The sequence below is a fragment of the Proteiniborus sp. MB09-C3 genome (assembly GCF_030263895.1).
In the GTDB taxonomy this organism is placed as follows: Bacteria; Bacillota; Clostridia; order Tissierellales; family Proteiniboraceae; genus Proteiniborus.
On the sequence record NZ_CP127161.1, the window covers coordinates 1907830 to 1923697 of the forward strand.

Genomic DNA, 15868 nt, shown 5'->3' on the forward strand with positions numbered 1-15868 from the left:
AATAATAAAGTCTTTTTATGTTTTATCAGCACTACAAGGCTTATTTGCAATATAAAGACTTTATACAATTATGTCAATTTTTAAAAAATTCTGGCAACTGCTACGAATATATGTTAAAATGAAACGGAAACTTAGTCTTTTTGGAATGAAAAAGACAGGTTGGACTATTTATTATTACAAGACATAGAATTTTGGTATATACATATATATTGCAATTACAAATAGCTTATTCACATAATATAGTTGCTATTTCATAAAAGATGAGCTTGCAAAAAAATTCTACTAAAATAAGGGAGGTAAAGGAGGGCGTCTGTGCAAACATTTAAAATATACTTAAAAGCTAACAGAACAAAAGTGATTACTCTTCTGCTATTTACACTACTAATCAGTTACCTTAACTTTGTAATATACGATAAATTGGATTCGTTCTTTAAGGAAATCACTGGTGGTACATTGAGCTTCGACTTTAATATTGTCGCTATCTTAATATTCTTATACTTTCTGTTGCTCGGCATCAATATTTTATCGAATTTAATTGAGGTCAAATTACTTCAAAAGGGCATCAGTAATTTATTGAATTTCTTTATGAAAAAGGTATTCTACGGTGAAGATGTATATACATTAAATCAAAATTCAAATCTACTTCTGAGTAAAGCTACCATGAGCTGTAATTCAATTTCAAAATACTACACTTCAATAATTAAAATAGTTTCTTCAGTAATCATTCTAATTGCATATGGAAGTATTATAGCCCAGATAGATTCAACTGTATTGATTCTATGCATATTATTAACACCTTTGATTATTCTTTGTACTATAGGGATTAAGCAAAAGATCACACATTATCAGACAAGATTTTTTGACCACTCAAAAAATAGGACAAGTAGAGTTTTAGATGCTTTTGGCAATATTAAAAACATAAAGGTAAAAAATGAGTATGACTTGTTTAAACGTAAAATTCTCAATGAGCAACTATCACTAAAAAAGAATACAACTATATATACATCTTTTTACTCCTACTTTGATAGCATAGTTAATTTCATAATTAGTCTGGCACCGTTACTAGTCATATATACATATATATTTTTCCTTAAAAACAATACCTTAAGTAGTGCTGAAATTTTAATATTATTTATTTTTATACCTATGTTCTTGTATAGTTTCTCTAATCTATATAGTATTTTTAGAGATTACTTTGAATGCAAACCCTACCTGCTTACTTATAAGGAAATATATGATTTAGATACTGAATTAACAGGTAATCGAATAATTAAGGAATTTGAAGTCTTACAGACAGAAAACCTGACTGTTCAGCTTGATAATGCAAGGGAACTAAAAATACCTGATATGATAGTGAAAAAAGGAGAAAAAGTGCTGATAGTAGGAAAAAGCGGGATAGGTAAATCTTCATTTTTTAACATTCTATTGGGTTTCATAAAAAGCTACGAGGGGACCATTTCTGTAAATGCCGTTAATTTGAAAGAATATGATATCAAATCAATAAGAAATGTGTTCGGAATATCATTTCAAAATAATGGCTTATTTTCACTTAGTCTAGAAGATAATATTACCTTGGGCAGCAAAGTAGAATTTGAAAGTATTCTAAATTTATGCCGATTAGACAAGCTAAAAAATGACTCTAATTCTGTTATCAACAAGAACCAACTATCAGGTGGTGAGAAATCAAGGATAAGTCTGGCACAAAACCTTATAAGAAATCCTGATGTTGTCCTTATAGATGAGTCTTTTTCCAGTTTAGATGAGTGCAATGTAGATTTAATTATGCGGGCGATTCAAAAAAAATATAAGGAATCTACTATTATTTGTATAAGTCATAATTTATCCTTAGAAAAGTACTTCGACAGAACCATAAGTTTTGAAGAAGGGAGTGTGTCTATTGAAAAATGCTAGAATTTATTTAAAAAACAATATCATAAACAATATACTCTTATTTTTAGTAACTGTTTCTGTAGGGGTACTTTCAGTAAAAAACATTTCATTAATAGAAAGCATCTTAGACAAAGTCATAGCAGCGGCAAATAGTTCAGAATTGAATAGGAATATGATTTTATTTCTAATAGCGTCAATATCATTATTCCTACTAAACATTATATTATCAGTACTAAAAACCGTTACTTACTGGAAAGGGTGTACCAATTTTATTGATAATACACTATCTAAGGTATTTTCAGCAGATTATGTCCAATTGTTCCTTAAAAAAGATTCAAGCAAATTATGGACAGATATTAATCTTAGCACCTCATATATATGTATGTATTATGACGCATTCATTAATATGATATATCGCGTAATAAAATTACTGATATATTTTGCAGTTTTAATCTCTATAGATTTATACGCAAGCACGATAATATTGATTGTTTTCATTATAAACATGGTTATAGTAAACAAAATAAAGAAAAAAGTTCAGTACTATCAGCAGCAATTTTTGCTTAGTTCTCAAAATTTAAGTTCCTCAATTGTTGAATATATAAAATTGATTAGAAATATAAAGTCGAAAAACAAAGAAGAGTATTTCGTTGGAAAGATTGATGAAAATCAATATAAGCTTAATGATAACGTAATCAAGAATAGTCTTATACAAAATATATCCGGCAATTTAATTAACTTCATTTCTAACATTACTCCAATTCTCGCTGTTACTGTGATAATCAAGCTCTCAGGACATAGCTTCACTTCAGTAGGGAATATTGTATCAGTGTATTTATACATTCCTATAATCTTAGCGGCATTGCAGGATATTCATTCTCTGATACTCCAAATGATCTCCTCAAAGCCATATATGAAAAGTCTAAGTGATTTGTGTGAAATTGAACCAGAAAAATCAGGTTCCGTTTCGATAACAGATTTTAAGAAGCTTAAAATCAAAGATTTAATGGTCACCCTTGATGACAATACTTCAATAAAATTTGAAGATTTGATTGTCAATAAAGGGGACAAGATCTTAATTAGTGGAGCCAGCGGTTGTGGCAAGTCTACATTCTTCAATATACTTTGTGGATTCATTAAGAACTATGAAGGAACCATAGAAATAAATGATATTGATTTTCGGATGCTCAATTTAACAGATTTGAGAAAAGTCATTGGGATTACATTTCAAGATAATCGAGTTTTCAATCTACCTTTCGAAGAAGCTATTAAATTAAGTACTGATAGTCCCATTGATGATGTTGTGAAGGTATGTGAAATTCAAGATATATATGAGCATAATAAGTCAGGTTGCATTAACAATGACAAACTTTCTGGTGGTGAAAAGTCAAGAATAAATTTAGCTCAAAGTTTGATTAGGGAACCAAAAGTATTACTTATCGATGAATCCCTCTCAGCTTTGGATGAAGAAATGGAAATAAGGATCTTGAATAATATAATCAATAGGTTTAAAGAGATTACAATAATTCTTATCAGTCATAGAAAAGCATCAGAAGGTTTTTTTGATAAAGAAATCTCATTTACTATTCAGTGATTTGGCTAGTTACAAAAGATATTACGTATTAGTATAATAACTTCATGGGCCTCATATAAGGAAATAAAAGATAGATTATTCGATATTGCCACATTTAAAGTAAATGATTTTAATTTCGGTTAATTAAAGCTTTAGACAATATGAATTAATGTGAAAGGAGATGAATATGTTAACACTTAAAGAAGTATCTAAAATTCTTGGAGTAGGTACACAAACAGTGACTGAGTGGTCTGACAAAGGAAAAATTGAATTTATATCTATTGATGGTGAGTACTATTTCACGAGAGATTCTATAGATTCCTTTATTTCAGAAACAGGTATTAAACTAGTTGAGCCTACGGTTCTCAATGTTGAAAAGATAATGAATAAGCACTATGAAGAAAAGAATATTCTAACTCCTGAAGAGATAGAAAACCTATTAAAAGAAGAACAGAAAAAATAGACGTTTATGAAAGTGTTAGAATACAAATTGGGACAGTTAAGAACTATTAACTAAATATGAACAAAAATAATTTTAAGAAAAATACTATCCTTGTAATAAAGAAAGGGGTAGTATTTTTATGCCAAGGCAAGCTTGGAGCTGCAGAAGAAAGCATATTAGAAGTAGCCACCTTTCTAAGCCTTGAACTAGAGTATCTAAAGAACAAGGCTGTATTAAATCTAAGTATTCTTCTATAAAATGAGCCACTAGTCCAGCTAAAGTGAGGCACCATTCCTACTTAAACTGAGCCATTTACATAAAACCCTTTAAAAGTACGATTAAGTCTTTCAATAATCTGCTTTAATGGACGAAGTTCTTTAGAAACAGGATCTTCATTAGTAAGCCCAATAACCTAATAGACATCAAAGAAAAAGAAAATATAATGCCATTTACCATTAACCCTGATGTAAGTTTCATCACCACAAACAGAGCCAGAAAGCTCATAGTGGTGGACAAAGGCAGGGAATAGGCATTGCAAGAGCACTGGCACTAAACCCAGAGTTCATAGTATGTGATGAACCTGTTTCGGCATTGGATGTGTCTATACAATCGCAAGTTATCAATTTACTTATGGATTTACAAGATGAAATGGGCTTAACATATTTGTTTATATCTCATGACTTAAGTGTAGTTAAACATATAAGTGATCGAATAGGAGTTATGTATTTAGGAAGTATGGCAGAATTGGCTCCAAAGGAAGAATTATATTCTCATCCACTTCATCCTTATACACAGGCACTCCTATCAGCTATTCCTATTCCAGATCCAACATTAAAGAAGAGCAGGATTATATTAAAAGGGGATATACCGAGTCCGGCCAAACCACCTAGTGGCTGCCGTTTTCATACTAGATGTCCATATGTAATGGATAAGTGCAAGGAGGTATCACCAGAGTTTAAGGAAGTAGCTACGGATCATTTTGCTGCTTGTCATCTAAAATGACTTTTGCTATAATCAGTTTAACGGAGGGATAATCATGCTTAAGAAACATTTTAAGCAGCATTCTAAGAAATCTTCTAATCAAGGTATAGACGAAGATTTAGATTTTGATTGGAAAGATATTTTAGCATTTACCATAGCATTTTTTCAGGTTTTATTCCCCTACGTGTTACTTTTGATAATATCATTTTTTGTAGTGATGTTAATTATGAGTCTTTGGTTAAACTAAATTAAAGTCAAATATATAAATAGGGGGGGCAACCCTCCTTGCTTTATGACCTAACCCGATTTCCTGAACATTTTTATCAGGAAATCGCTGGTAGGTCAAACGCAACGAGAACCAAATTTATGTGAGCGGCAGTGAGCAAATAAATTTGTGTTTCGAGACTGCTTACTATTGCAGAGTTGCCTAATGGGTGCAATAATTATAAAAAGGAGATAATGATGGAAGAAAAAAATTATTATAGGGTATATTCTGATTATCTAAAAGAAAAATACGGTACAAAAGTGTATAAATTGCCTATAAATCTTCCGCTTACATGTCCAAACAGAGATGGCTGTGTTGGATATGGAGGCTGTGTTTTTTGTGGCGAAGATGGAGCAGGCTATGAAAATCTCTCTAATACTATATCAGTACGAGATCAACTTTTAGAAAACAAGAAATATATTAGAAAAAAATATAAGGCAGAAAAATTCATAGCTTACTTTCAGAATTTCTCTAATACATATATGGACTTGGAGGCCTTTAAGAGGTATGTTAAGGATGCAATTTTAGAAGATATTGTAGAGATAAGCATTTCAACTAGGCCAGATTGCATATCAGATTCATATTTAGAGTTTCTTTCAATTATAAGGGAAGAGAACAATATTAATATAAGCTTTGAGCTTGGATTGCAGACTGTGAATTATCATACTTTAAAAATAATTAATAGAGGACATTCTCTAGCAGAGTTTATTGATGCTGCATTAAGAATCAAACCCTATGGCTTTGATATATGTGCTCACGTTATATTAGATTTACCATGGGATACCATGGAGGATGCTATTGAGTGTGCTAAAATACTATCTGCATTATCAATAGAACAGGTAAAGCTACATTCACTATATATAGTTGAAAATACAGTACTTGAAAGAATGTATAAAGACAGTGAGATTATTTTATTGTCTAAGGATGAATACATAGATAGAGCAATAGCATTTCTTGAGTACCTACATCCTAATACAGTGATTCAAAGAGTCATTGGAAGAGCACCAGAGGAAAACACTCTTTTTGTTAATTGGAATACAAGCTGGTGGAAAATAAAAGACGAAATCCTTGAAAAAATGGCTCAAATGAAAACATATCAGGGTAAGAAATTTGATTATCTTAATGGAAAAGCCCTTAAAAAATTCGATAAATAGCTTAATGTCTTTTTAAGGCAAAGCCGAAAAATTTGTCATTCTGAAGCGAAGCTGAAGAATCTCATGTTTTAATAGGAAAGTTATTTATAAAGCAATGGAGGAAATAGTAGTTATGAGAAGAAGAAAAAAGTCAGGTGCTAAAGATGAATTGTTAAAATTGGATAATATGCTAATACTAAACCCAGAAGAACATAAAGGAAATTGGAAGGATGTTGCTGGGAATAAAAAAATACATGTTGAGCTTGGAACTGGTAGAGGGCAATTTATTAACAGTCTTGCAGAAAAACACAGAGATACATTTTTTATAGGAATAGAAATAAAAGAAGAAATTCTTTTAGAGGCAGTGAGAAAATCAATAGATAAAGATTTAGACAATATAAAATATTTATGGCATGATATTAATGATATTGATTCTATTTTTGATGAAGGTGAAATAGAGAGGTTTTATATAAACTTTTGCGATCCTTGGCCTAAAAAGAGGCATAGCAGCAGAAGACTTATTCATAGAAACTTTTTAGTCAAATACAAGAAGATACTAAATTCAAATGGTGAAATACATTTTAAAACTGATGGAGAAGAACTCTTTGAGTTTTCCTTAAATGAAATGCTTGAGATGGGGTATACTGTGAAAGATGTGTCATTGAATCTTTATAGAGAAGAAAATGTTGATACAATAAAGACTGAATACGAAGAAAAATTTATCGCTCAGGGGAAAAACATATATAGATTATCGGCGCAAAATAATAAATAGGCAGAAAAAATTCTGCCTAAGGAGTAATACTATTTCATTGTTGGAGTGAAAGTTGCGCAATCTGTTTCTTCAGTTGAACTTGCGTTTCTTGGTTGTATCTCAATTTTTGAAGCTTGGCAGTAGTCTCCCTGTGAATGGTAGTGGCAAGTGTTAACTACACATTTAACTCCATCTAAATTTTTATCTGTTTTTTCAATACGCATTGATCATACCTCCTTATTTTAGTATTACCTCAATCATTATTGTGTGAAAAAGCAGAGGAAATATTCATTCATTTGAATAATTTAAATAAAACAGTTGAAAAATATATAAAAAATATGTATGATATCTATTATGGGGAGTTAACTCAGCTGGTAGAGTATCACCTTGACATGGTGGAAGTCGTAGGTTCGAGTCCTATACTCCCCACCATTTATACAAGTATATAAACCGATATACAGCACTCCATAGTGAGTGCTTTCGTTGTCTTATAGATATAAAAAACAATGGGGTGAAAAAATGAAGCTACCTTTAGCTTTTACAGAGAAAATGGAAAAGCTGTTGGGGGATGAATATAATCAATTTATCTCTACATATGATAATGATCATTATAAAGGTATTAGAATAAATACAATAAAAGCATCAGTAGAAGAATATTTAAGAATTACACCTTTTGATCTTAAGCCAATACCCTGGATAGAAGAAGGCTTTTACAATATAAATTATGAGGAACAAGATAGACCAGGAAAGCATCCTCATTACCATTGTGGGCTATATTATATTCAGGAGCCAAGTGCCATGATACCAGTAGAAGTATTGGATCCTAGGCCCGGTGATAAGGTCTTAGATATTAGTGCAGCTCCAGGAGGAAAATCAACTCAGATAGGTGCAAAACTCCAAGGTGAAGGAGTACTTGTAGCAAACGATATTAGTCCAAAACGTACAAAAGCATTGGTTAAGAATATAGAGATTTTTGGAATTAAGAATTCTATAGTTACAAATGAAGAGCCAAGGAAACTAGCATCAAACTTTGAAGAATATTTTGACAAGATATTAGTAGATGCACCTTGTTCAGGTGAAGGAATGTTTAGAAGAGATCCTAAGGCTACTCGAAGCTGGAGTGAATTCTCTGTTAATGAATGCTGCAATATGCAAAAAGATATTTTACAATGGATACCTAAATTATTAAAGCCAGGTGGAAGGCTTGTATATTCCACATGTACATTTTCACCAGAGGAAAATGAAGGCACAATAGACTGGTTTCTAAAGAAGTTTCCTGAATTTGAAATCGAAAATATAGAAGGCATAGAAGGATTAGACGTAGGAAGACCTCAATGGATTCAGGCCAATAGTGAATTAATAAAGGCAGGAAGAGCATGGCCTCATAAGCTTAATGGTGAAGGGCATTTTGTTGCACTGCTAAGGAAAAAGGATAATCCTCTAACTGCCTCTTTTAAATCATTTAGTTTAAATAAAAAAGATTTAGATGAATATCTAAGATTTGAAGAAGAAAATTTAATAATTGATTTTAAAGATAGACTTCATAGGGTAGGAAATAGATTATATGCTATACCATGTGACATACCGGAGCTTACTGGCATAAATGTAGTAAATACTGGCCTATATATAGGAGAGTTTCTAAAGAACAGGTTTGAACCTAGCCAGGCCCTTGCAATGGCATTAAAAAAAGAAGAAGTAGTTAGCTATGTAGACATTTCAAGTGAAAGTATTGAGGCAATTAAGTATTTAAAAGGCGAGACGCTTTTATTAGATGGAGAAAAGGGATGGAAGCTAGTGTGCATAGATGGATATCCAGTAGGATGGGGTAAACAAATTCAAGGCAGCCTTAAAAACTACTATAGAAGTCAGTGGAGAATGTTATAAAGACTGTATGTGGGAGGTGCTCATATGCAAAAAAAAGAAAGATTAGATAAAATTCTTTCTAATTTAGGGTACGGAAGCCGAAAAGATGTGAAGGGCTTAGTTAAGTCTGGCAGCATAGAAATCAATGGGAAAGTGGTTTCAGATAGCTCAATTAAGATAGACCCTTACAGCTCAGTGATAAAGATAGAAGGAAAAACTGTAGAGTATAGAGAGTTTATCTACTTGATGATGAATAAGCCTCAAGGAATAATTTCTTCTACAGATGATTTTAGAGATAAAACAGTAATTGATTTAATTTCTGAGGAGTATAAGGCATTCAATCCTTTCCCAGTTGGAAGACTGGATAAGGATACAGAAGGTCTCATGGTACTTACTAACGATGGACAATTATCTCATCGTGTTTTGTCTCCTAAAAAACATGTTGAAAAGGTATATTATGCTGAAGTAGAAGGAGTAGTGACGGAGGAAGATAAACTGTTGTTTAATGAAGGAGTAATACTTGATGATGGATATAAAACACTTCCAGCCAAACTAGAAATTATGGCTTCTGATAATTTTTCTAAAATATATCTAACAATTGAAGAAGGTAAATTTCATCAAGTAAAAAGAATGTTTTTAGCAGTTGGGAAAAAAGTTGTTTATTTAAAAAGAATGGCTATTGGTGGACTAAGATTAGATGAAAGCTTAGGTCTTGGTGCATATAGAGAATTAACAAAAGAAGAAATATTACTTATTGAAAGAAAAGGATTGTCTGAGTAGTTTCTTTTTCCATAGAAGATTTAATTTTTTGTGATATAATAGATTAAGTGAATACAAGATTAGATAGGGTGTTATTATTGAAACAGTTTAAAAGACAGAGTATTTTTGACAGATTTTTTGAGCATAGAGACTCTCTGATAATCCAGTACAAAAACGGAGACATATCGAAAAGAGAATTTCTAGAGGGAAATTTTGAATTTGTACAGAGAATAAAACTTAAGCCTTTTTCAAAGGTAGATAGTTTTGAAAAGGGTATATACAACTATCAATACAACAATGTACTAGCAAAATATTACAATATGCTTTCAGCTGATATTAAAAATGATCCCAATTTTATAAGGCAATATAAATCCTGTAGATATAAGGCAAATTATTATTATAATGAAAAAGATAAGGCCACATTACAATTACTGAGATTTCTAGAATTTAAAAATGTTGAAGCATATTTTATTAAAGTTGAATCAATTTATCTAAAGGATAAACTCTATGAAATTGTGCTTTTAGATTATGAATATGCAATATTCCACTCTAAAAGTAAATGGCTTATAAAAATTCTTAGAGAAGAAGGAGTATTTTTGGAGAAGAAAAAAACTTCATTGATTGACGGCTATATCAATGAAAAATATTAATAAATTGCTTAAATAAAAAAGATAGGATAAATAGCATCCTATCTTTTTTATTTAAGCTACTGCATAAGCGATTTGCACAGAATCAAAGAGTATGGCTACTCGCCTACACAATATAATCCTTATTTTGCTAATATTCTTATTATCTCCTCTAAGCTAGTTCCTTTTTTAATATTAAATTCCCCAGATTTAAGCTTTGTATCAAGCTTAAGCTCTTGAGATTTTATTAAGAAATCCATTTTATTATCTATAAGCCCCTTCTCGAGCAAAATATTTGCAATAGCAGGAGGAAATGAGCCACTAGGGATTTTAAAAGTGATTATTTCATCTGTGTTAGTTTCTGCATCTGTATTTTCATCTTTATTATCGGATTCTGAGCCATTATTATTTGATTCCTGATTATCTTTAGCTTCAGAGCTATTATCAACAGAATCCTCAGAGTCGTTGTCATCTGTGTCGTTTTTTGCTGCATTCTCATCATCATTATGATTATTATCGTTATTTGACGGCGCATCAGTTATTGGAGCTTTATCATGATCTGCAACAGACTTGTCCATATCTTTGGCAAATAATATATCTAGCCTCCATCCTATAACAGCTACAACACCTACTATTATAACTAATATCAACACATAATCTGTGGCATCATACAAAAAGTCTTTCATCTTTTCCACAAAGTTTTTCATTATGTATACCTCCACTATTTAGTACTAATTAAATAATATCACACATAGTATATAGTTTTCAATAATCTTAGGTGCCAATATTTGAGATTATAAGTATAAATATTAAACTGTTTTATTTTCATAAATAGTTGGATATAATGGAATCACAGTCTAATATGTAACAGAAAAAAGGAGAGTTTAATTAATGAAGGAGATATTAATAGATAAAAATGAACATGATCAGAGGCTAGATAGATTTTTAAAGAAGTACTTACCTAATGCCTCTTTAGGCTTTATATATAAGATGCTAAGGAAGAAGAATATTAAGCTTAATGGAAATAAGGCACAGCCAGAGGATGTTATTAAAGAAGGAGATGCAATACAGTTATATTTTTCAGATGAAACCATTGATAAATTTACTTTAAAGCCAAAGGAAATTAGTAAAGGTAAAAAATTAAATATTATCTATGAAGATGATAATATTGTTCTAATAAACAAGCCAAAAGGCATGTTATCACATGGAACAGGAAAAGCCCATGAGAATAATGTTGTGGATAGCTTAATTAGTTATCTCTATGAAAAAAAAGAATATGTACCAAGGCTGGAAAAGACATTTACTCCTTCAATATGCAACAGGCTTGATAGAAATACTAGCGGTCTTGTTATTGGCGCTAAAAACTTTACATCTCTTAAGCTGATTAATGAGGCTATTCGAGAAGGACACATAAAAAAATATTATATAGCTTTAGTAAAGGGGAAAATAGACAAAGAAATAGAGCTTAAAGGATTTCTTATAAAAGATGAAGAAGAAAATAAAGTACATATAACTAGGAAAAACATAGAAGGTTCAAAGGATATAAATACAATGGTGAAGCCTATGTATACCAATGGTAAATATAGTCTTGTTGAAATTGATTTGATTACTGGCAGAACTCACCAGATAAGGGTTCATTTAGCCTCTATAGGTCATCCGGTAGTAGGTGATTTAAAGTATGGAGATATGGAAATAAACAAAAAGTTTAAGAATGAGTTTAGCCTAATAAACCAGTATTTACATGCTTATAAAATTATTTTTAATGGACTTCCAGAAGAATTATCTTACCTTAACAATAAGGAGTTAATTGCAGAGCTTGACGAACAGCTTGCAAATATTGATGAGAAATTGTTTAAAAATCTTTAAAATTACATATCCTAAACATGAAAATATTAAGGAGGATGATGGTTTTGAAGATTAAAGATATTATGACAAAGGATGTCAAAACAGTTAGTGAAAGCTGCACTATTCAAGAAGTAGCAGAGCATATGAGAAAATTGAACGTAGGCTCAATTCCAGTGTGTAACGAGTCAAATAAGCTTGTAGGAATGATTACGGACAGAGACATGGTTATTAGAGGACTTACTTCTGGAGGAGACTCCAATATGCCAGTAAGCCAAGTAATGTCTACAAATCCAGTTACAATAGGTCCAGATACTGGAGTTCATGAAGCAGCTAGGGTTATGGCTAAAAATCAAATTAGAAGGCTTCCAGTAGTTGAGAATAGTGAAGTAATAGGAATCGTCTCCATAGGAGACCTTGCAATAAGAGATATTTATGTAAATGAGGCTGGAGATGCATTGTCTAGCATCTCAGAACAAAACGGCACGCTGATGTAAAATATAAGTTCCTGCCCTGCAGGAACTTACTTATTTTATGGGACCTCTTGAAAAATGGGGGATAAGTGATATAGAATAGGATTAGATAAAGAATTAAATATGTTAAGAGAGGGGTCTTTTTTTGAGTGCAGAAAAGATTAAAGTAATGATAGAAGGCTATGGTACTGTAGATATAGACAAAGATATAAGACTACTAGATTTAGCAAAGAAGATATTTAAAAATGATTATAAAAAATATTTAGGCGCTATTATAAACAATGAGGTTAAGCATTTAGAATATAAAATAGAGGAAAGCTGCAATATTAGATTAATAGATATGAGCGATAAAGATGGGCAAAGAATCTATACACGAACACTTTGTTTTATATTTGTTAAGGCATGTAAAGATATATTTGATAATTGTGAAGTGACAATAGAACATTCATTAAGCAAAGGTATATATTCAGAAATACATAAAGAAGAAGCACTTACTTCAGATGATACAATTAAGATAATGAAAAGAATGAATGAAATAATAAAATCAGATTACAAAATACACAGGGAAGAAATAGATATAAATAAGGCTAAAGAAATATTCTCAAGACAGAATATGCAAGATAAGATAAGACTTTTAAATCATGTTTCAAAAACAAAAATCCATATATATAGTGTAGATGATTTATATGACACATATTATGGATACTTAGCTCCTTCTACAAGCTATATTAATAAATTTAATTTAGTGTATTATAAACCTGGAATTGTACTTCAGTACCCTCTAAGAAAACAAGGCTTTAAGGTTCCAGAATTTGAAGAACATCAGAAGCTATTTAAAATTTTCAGGGAATCTGAAAAGTGGGGAGATATACTAGATGTAGGTTATGTAGGAGCATTGAATGATAAAATAAAAGATGGATTGATGAGCGAAATGATCAGAATATCAGAATCATTACATGAAAAAAAGATTGCTAATATTGCTGATAAAATATGTGAAAATGATGATATTAAAATAATACTTATAGCTGGTCCTTCATCTTCGGGTAAAACTACTTTTGCTGAAAGATTGAGTATTCAGCTTAAGGTAAATGGGAAAAAACCTATTTCTATTTCCGTAGATGATTATTTTGTGAATAGAGAGGATACTCCACTTGATGAGAATGGAGAGTACGATTTCGAGTCAATTGAAGCAGTAGATTTAGAGCTTTTTAATAGAGATTTATCAAAGCTATTAGCTGGTGAAGAAGTAGAGATTCCTACATTTAACTTTGTTTTAGGCAAAAGAGAATACAACGGGAAAAAGATACAGATAGATGAAGAGCATCCAATTATAATTGAGGGGATTCATTGCTTAAACGATAGACTTACAGCTTCTATACCTCAAAATAATAAGTTTAAAATCTATATAAGTGCATTAACCCAGTTGAATCTCGACTCCCATAATAGAATTCATACTACAGATACAAGACTTATTAGAAGAATGGTCAGAGATTATAAATATAGAGGATATAGCGCAGAAACAACATTAGAACGATGGGATTCAGTAAGAAGAGGTGAAGAAAAGAACATTTTTCCATTTCAAGAGGAAGCAGATATTATGTTCAATTCATCTTTAGTATACGATTTGTCTGTCCTAAAAAAATACGCTGTGCCTCTACTACAGGAAATTGATAAGACCAGCGTACATTATAAAGAAAGCAAGAGATTATTAAGATTCTTAAGTTATTTTGTAGACATTTATGATGAGCAGCCAATACCTTCTACTTCAATAATTAGAGAATTTATAGGAGGGAGCTGTTTTTAAAAGGGGGAAAGGGGTCAATGAATGATTTGTTAAGTAAGATTATTGAAAAAAATAGACACTTAACAAGTAAAGGCAAAGTAGCTAGTTATATACCTGCATTGGAAAGGGTAAATCCTGAATATCTAGGCATATGTATAGCTGATATGAAAGGAAAGCTTCATTTAGCAGGAGATTATGGTCAGAAGTTTACATTACAAAGTATATCAAAGACAATTTCTCTTATGCTTGCTATCATAGACAATGGAACTGAGAAGGTATTTAATAAGGTTGGAATGGAGCCAACAGGAGATGCCTTTAATTCTATTGTTAAGCTTGAGATAATTTCTCCTTCTAAGCCATTAAACCCTATGATTAATGCAGGAGCTATTGCAGTAGCTTCATTAATAAAAGGAGAAGGACCCGAAGAAAAATTTAATAGGCTATTAGCCCTTTTTAGGAAGATATGTCAAAATGAAAAATTAGGTATTAACAAGGAAGTATATTTATCAGAAAAAGAAACAGGAAATAGAAACAGAGCATTAGCGTATTTTATGAAGGATGTAGGAATTATTGATGGAGATGTAGAGGATGTGTTAGATGTTTATTTCAGGCAATGTTCAATCGAAGTGGATTGTGTAGATGTTGCCAGGATAGGATTGTTTTTAGCAAATAACGGTGTAGTTCTTGAGACAGGAGAGAGAATAGCAGAAGAAAAAGTAGCAAAAACCATAAAGACTTTTATGGTGACCTGCGGAATGTATAATGCCTCAGGAGAATTTGCGATTAATGTAGGAATACCTGCAAAAAGTGGAGTCGGTGGTGGAATAATGGCAGCAGTTCCCCTTAGAATGGGTATAGGAGTTTTCAGCCCTGCATTAGATGAAAAGGGAAATTCCATAGCAGGATATGGCTTATTAAAGGATTTATCTGAGGAATTGGACTTGAGTTTCTTTTAGTCCGATGTACCATTAATGACAAATCACTCATAAGATATTATATAACAGTTGTTTAGTAGGTGATAAGATGAGTGAAAATATAGTAGTTAATGGTACTGATGAAGATGTTGAAATCTATTTTGAGAATGAAGTTATTTCAGAGCTTGAAGATTTAGATGAAAGTATTATTTTTATATTTTATAACGACAATTTGGTTATGATATTTGACTCTAAGAAAAAAGTATGGGAATTTCCTTCTGGGAAAAAAGAAAACAATGAAGCTACATTAGAATGCATAAAGAGAGAAGCCTTCGAAAAGGCTGGTGCTATTTTGGAAAATGCTTTTCCAATAGGATTCTATATTACTATGAGGGATACTGACATTATAAAGAGAGCCATTTATTTTGGCAAGGCTGTCAGTTTTGAGACTAGGCCCGAGTGGTGCGAAGCAGAACTAGTAAAGTTATTTGATGAGCTTCCACAGGATGTATTAGACAAAAATATGTATAGTGTGGTTTTAGATTATATTAAATCAAAATATTGAAAAAACAG

At 31.4% G+C, this 15868-nt stretch carries 17 protein-coding genes, 1 tRNA gene and 1 pseudogene; 17 read left to right on the forward strand and 2 right to left on the reverse strand.

What is annotated here, in order from left to right; translation table 11 throughout:
* Window positions 1-312: 312 nt before the first annotated feature.
* From QO263_RS09150 to trmB, 8 genes and pseudogenes are all read left to right on the forward strand, one after another.
* On the forward strand, window positions 313-1911 hold the full coding sequence (locus QO263_RS09150; protein WP_285629097.1) for an ATP-binding cassette domain-containing protein: 1599 nt from the start codon (window positions 313-315) through the stop codon (window positions 1909-1911).
* On the forward strand, window positions 1898-3484 hold the full coding sequence (locus tag QO263_RS09155; RefSeq protein ID WP_285629099.1) for an ATP-binding cassette domain-containing protein: 1587 nt from the start codon (window positions 1898-1900) through the stop codon (window positions 3482-3484). Before QO263_RS09150 ends, QO263_RS09155 begins: the two co-directional genes overlap by 14 nt.
* A gap of 166 nt (window positions 3485-3650) precedes the next feature.
* Window positions 3651-3926, forward strand: coding sequence for a helix-turn-helix domain-containing protein (locus tag QO263_RS09160; RefSeq protein WP_285629101.1), 276 nt, complete (start codon window positions 3651-3653; stop codon window positions 3924-3926).
* A gap of 56 nt (window positions 3927-3982) precedes the next feature.
* Complete coding sequence (locus QO263_RS09165; protein ID WP_285629103.1) at window positions 3983-4162, forward strand: hypothetical protein; 180 nt, start codon at window positions 3983-3985, stop codon at window positions 4160-4162.
* Window positions 4163-4379: 217 nt separating this feature from the next.
* Window positions 4380-4907, forward strand: a pseudogene (locus tag QO263_RS09170) (oligopeptide/dipeptide ABC transporter ATP-binding protein); the annotation flags it as partial.
* 34 nt (window positions 4908-4941) lie between these two features.
* A complete protein-coding gene (locus QO263_RS09175) occupies window positions 4942-5133 on the forward strand; it encodes a hypothetical protein (RefSeq protein WP_285629105.1) in 192 nt (63 codons plus the stop codon).
* A 212-nt stretch (window positions 5134-5345) separates the two neighbouring features.
* The gene (gene mnmL / locus QO263_RS09180) at window positions 5346-6305 is read left to right on the forward strand and encodes a tRNA modification radical SAM protein MnmL/YtqA (protein WP_285629107.1); all 960 of its coding nucleotides are present in this window, start codon (window positions 5346-5348) and stop codon (window positions 6303-6305) included.
* Window positions 6306-6417: 112 nt separating this feature from the next.
* A complete protein-coding gene (trmB, locus tag QO263_RS09185; protein ID WP_285629109.1) occupies window positions 6418-7056 on the forward strand; it encodes a tRNA (guanosine(46)-N7)-methyltransferase TrmB in 639 nt (212 codons plus the stop codon).
* Between the two features lie 29 nt (window positions 7057-7085).
* Here trmB and QO263_RS09190 read toward each other — a convergent pair whose 3' ends face one another.
* A complete protein-coding gene (locus QO263_RS09190) occupies window positions 7086-7259 on the reverse strand; it encodes a DUF1540 domain-containing protein (RefSeq protein WP_285629110.1) in 174 nt (57 codons plus the stop codon).
* 132 nt (window positions 7260-7391) lie between these two features.
* Between QO263_RS09190 and QO263_RS09195 the strand changes: the two genes are divergently transcribed.
* From QO263_RS09195 to QO263_RS09210, 4 genes are all read left to right on the forward strand, one after another.
* Window positions 7392-7467, forward strand: a tRNA-Val gene (locus tag QO263_RS09195).
* 87 nt (window positions 7468-7554) lie between these two features.
* Window positions 7555-8919: an RsmF rRNA methyltransferase first C-terminal domain-containing protein gene (locus QO263_RS09200; RefSeq protein ID WP_285629111.1), complete on the forward strand. Its 1365-nt coding sequence runs from the start codon at window positions 7555-7557 to the stop codon at window positions 8917-8919.
* Between the two features lie 24 nt (window positions 8920-8943).
* A complete protein-coding gene (locus QO263_RS09205; RefSeq protein ID WP_285629112.1) occupies window positions 8944-9678 on the forward strand; it encodes a pseudouridine synthase in 735 nt (244 codons plus the stop codon).
* Between the two features lie 68 nt (window positions 9679-9746).
* The gene (locus QO263_RS09210) at window positions 9747-10307 is read left to right on the forward strand and encodes a DUF6648 family protein (RefSeq protein ID WP_285629260.1); all 561 of its coding nucleotides are present in this window, start codon (window positions 9747-9749) and stop codon (window positions 10305-10307) included.
* Between the two features lie 119 nt (window positions 10308-10426).
* Here QO263_RS09210 and QO263_RS09215 read toward each other — a convergent pair whose 3' ends face one another.
* Window positions 10427-10990, reverse strand: coding sequence for an MltG/YceG/YrrL family protein (locus QO263_RS09215; RefSeq protein WP_285629114.1), 564 nt, complete (start codon window positions 10988-10990; stop codon window positions 10427-10429).
* 184 nt (window positions 10991-11174) lie between these two features.
* Between QO263_RS09215 and QO263_RS09220 the strand changes: the two genes are divergently transcribed.
* From QO263_RS09220 to QO263_RS09240, 5 genes are all read left to right on the forward strand, one after another.
* A complete protein-coding gene (locus tag QO263_RS09220; protein WP_285629116.1) occupies window positions 11175-12149 on the forward strand; it encodes an RluA family pseudouridine synthase in 975 nt (324 codons plus the stop codon).
* A gap of 38 nt (window positions 12150-12187) precedes the next feature.
* Window positions 12188-12622, forward strand: coding sequence for a CBS domain-containing protein (locus tag QO263_RS09225; protein WP_285629120.1), 435 nt, complete (start codon window positions 12188-12190; stop codon window positions 12620-12622).
* A gap of 145 nt (window positions 12623-12767) precedes the next feature.
* Window positions 12768-14402, forward strand: coding sequence for a nucleoside kinase (locus QO263_RS09230; protein ID WP_285629262.1), 1635 nt, complete (start codon window positions 12768-12770; stop codon window positions 14400-14402).
* A gap of 17 nt (window positions 14403-14419) precedes the next feature.
* Entirely contained in the window at window positions 14420-15337 is a 918-nt protein-coding gene (glsA, locus tag QO263_RS09235) for a glutaminase A (RefSeq protein WP_285629121.1), read from the forward strand.
* Window positions 15338-15404: 67 nt separating this feature from the next.
* A complete protein-coding gene (locus tag QO263_RS09240; protein ID WP_285629124.1) occupies window positions 15405-15860 on the forward strand; it encodes an NUDIX domain-containing protein in 456 nt (151 codons plus the stop codon).
* Window positions 15861-15868: the final 8 nt, after the last annotated feature.

What these genes read in the sequence shown, in the direction of transcription:
- QO263_RS09160 (WP_285629101.1), top strand. Translation starts at nt 3,651, where the DNA reads ATGTTAACACTTAAAGAAGTATCTAAAATTCTTGGAGTAGGTACACAA.
- QO263_RS09165 (WP_285629103.1), top strand. Translation starts at nt 3,983, where the DNA reads ATGAACAAAAATAATTTTAAGAAAAATACTATCCTTGTAATAAAGAAA.
- QO263_RS09175 (WP_285629105.1), top strand. Translation starts at nt 4,942, where the DNA reads ATGCTTAAGAAACATTTTAAGCAGCATTCTAAGAAATCTTCTAATCAA.
- mnmL (WP_285629107.1), top strand. Translation starts at nt 5,346, where the DNA reads ATGATGGAAGAAAAAAATTATTATAGGGTATATTCTGATTATCTAAAA.
- trmB (WP_285629109.1), top strand. Translation starts at nt 6,418, where the DNA reads ATGAGAAGAAGAAAAAAGTCAGGTGCTAAAGATGAATTGTTAAAATTG.
- QO263_RS09190 (WP_285629110.1), bottom strand. Translation starts at nt 7,259, where the DNA reads ATGCGTATTGAAAAAACAGATAAAAATTTAGATGGAGTTAAATGTGTA.
- QO263_RS09200 (WP_285629111.1), top strand. Translation starts at nt 7,555, where the DNA reads ATGAAGCTACCTTTAGCTTTTACAGAGAAAATGGAAAAGCTGTTGGGG.
- QO263_RS09205 (WP_285629112.1), top strand. Translation starts at nt 8,944, where the DNA reads ATGCAAAAAAAAGAAAGATTAGATAAAATTCTTTCTAATTTAGGGTAC.
- QO263_RS09215 (WP_285629114.1), bottom strand. Translation starts at nt 10,990, where the DNA reads ATGAAAAACTTTGTGGAAAAGATGAAAGACTTTTTGTATGATGCCACA.
- QO263_RS09220 (WP_285629116.1), top strand. Translation starts at nt 11,175, where the DNA reads ATGAAGGAGATATTAATAGATAAAAATGAACATGATCAGAGGCTAGAT.
- QO263_RS09225 (WP_285629120.1), top strand. Translation starts at nt 12,188, where the DNA reads ATGGTTTTGAAGATTAAAGATATTATGACAAAGGATGTCAAAACAGTT.
- QO263_RS09230 (WP_285629262.1), top strand. Translation starts at nt 12,768, where the DNA reads ATGATAGAAGGCTATGGTACTGTAGATATAGACAAAGATATAAGACTA.
- glsA (WP_285629121.1), top strand. Translation starts at nt 14,420, where the DNA reads ATGAATGATTTGTTAAGTAAGATTATTGAAAAAAATAGACACTTAACA.
- QO263_RS09240 (WP_285629124.1), top strand. Translation starts at nt 15,405, where the DNA reads ATGAGTGAAAATATAGTAGTTAATGGTACTGATGAAGATGTTGAAATC.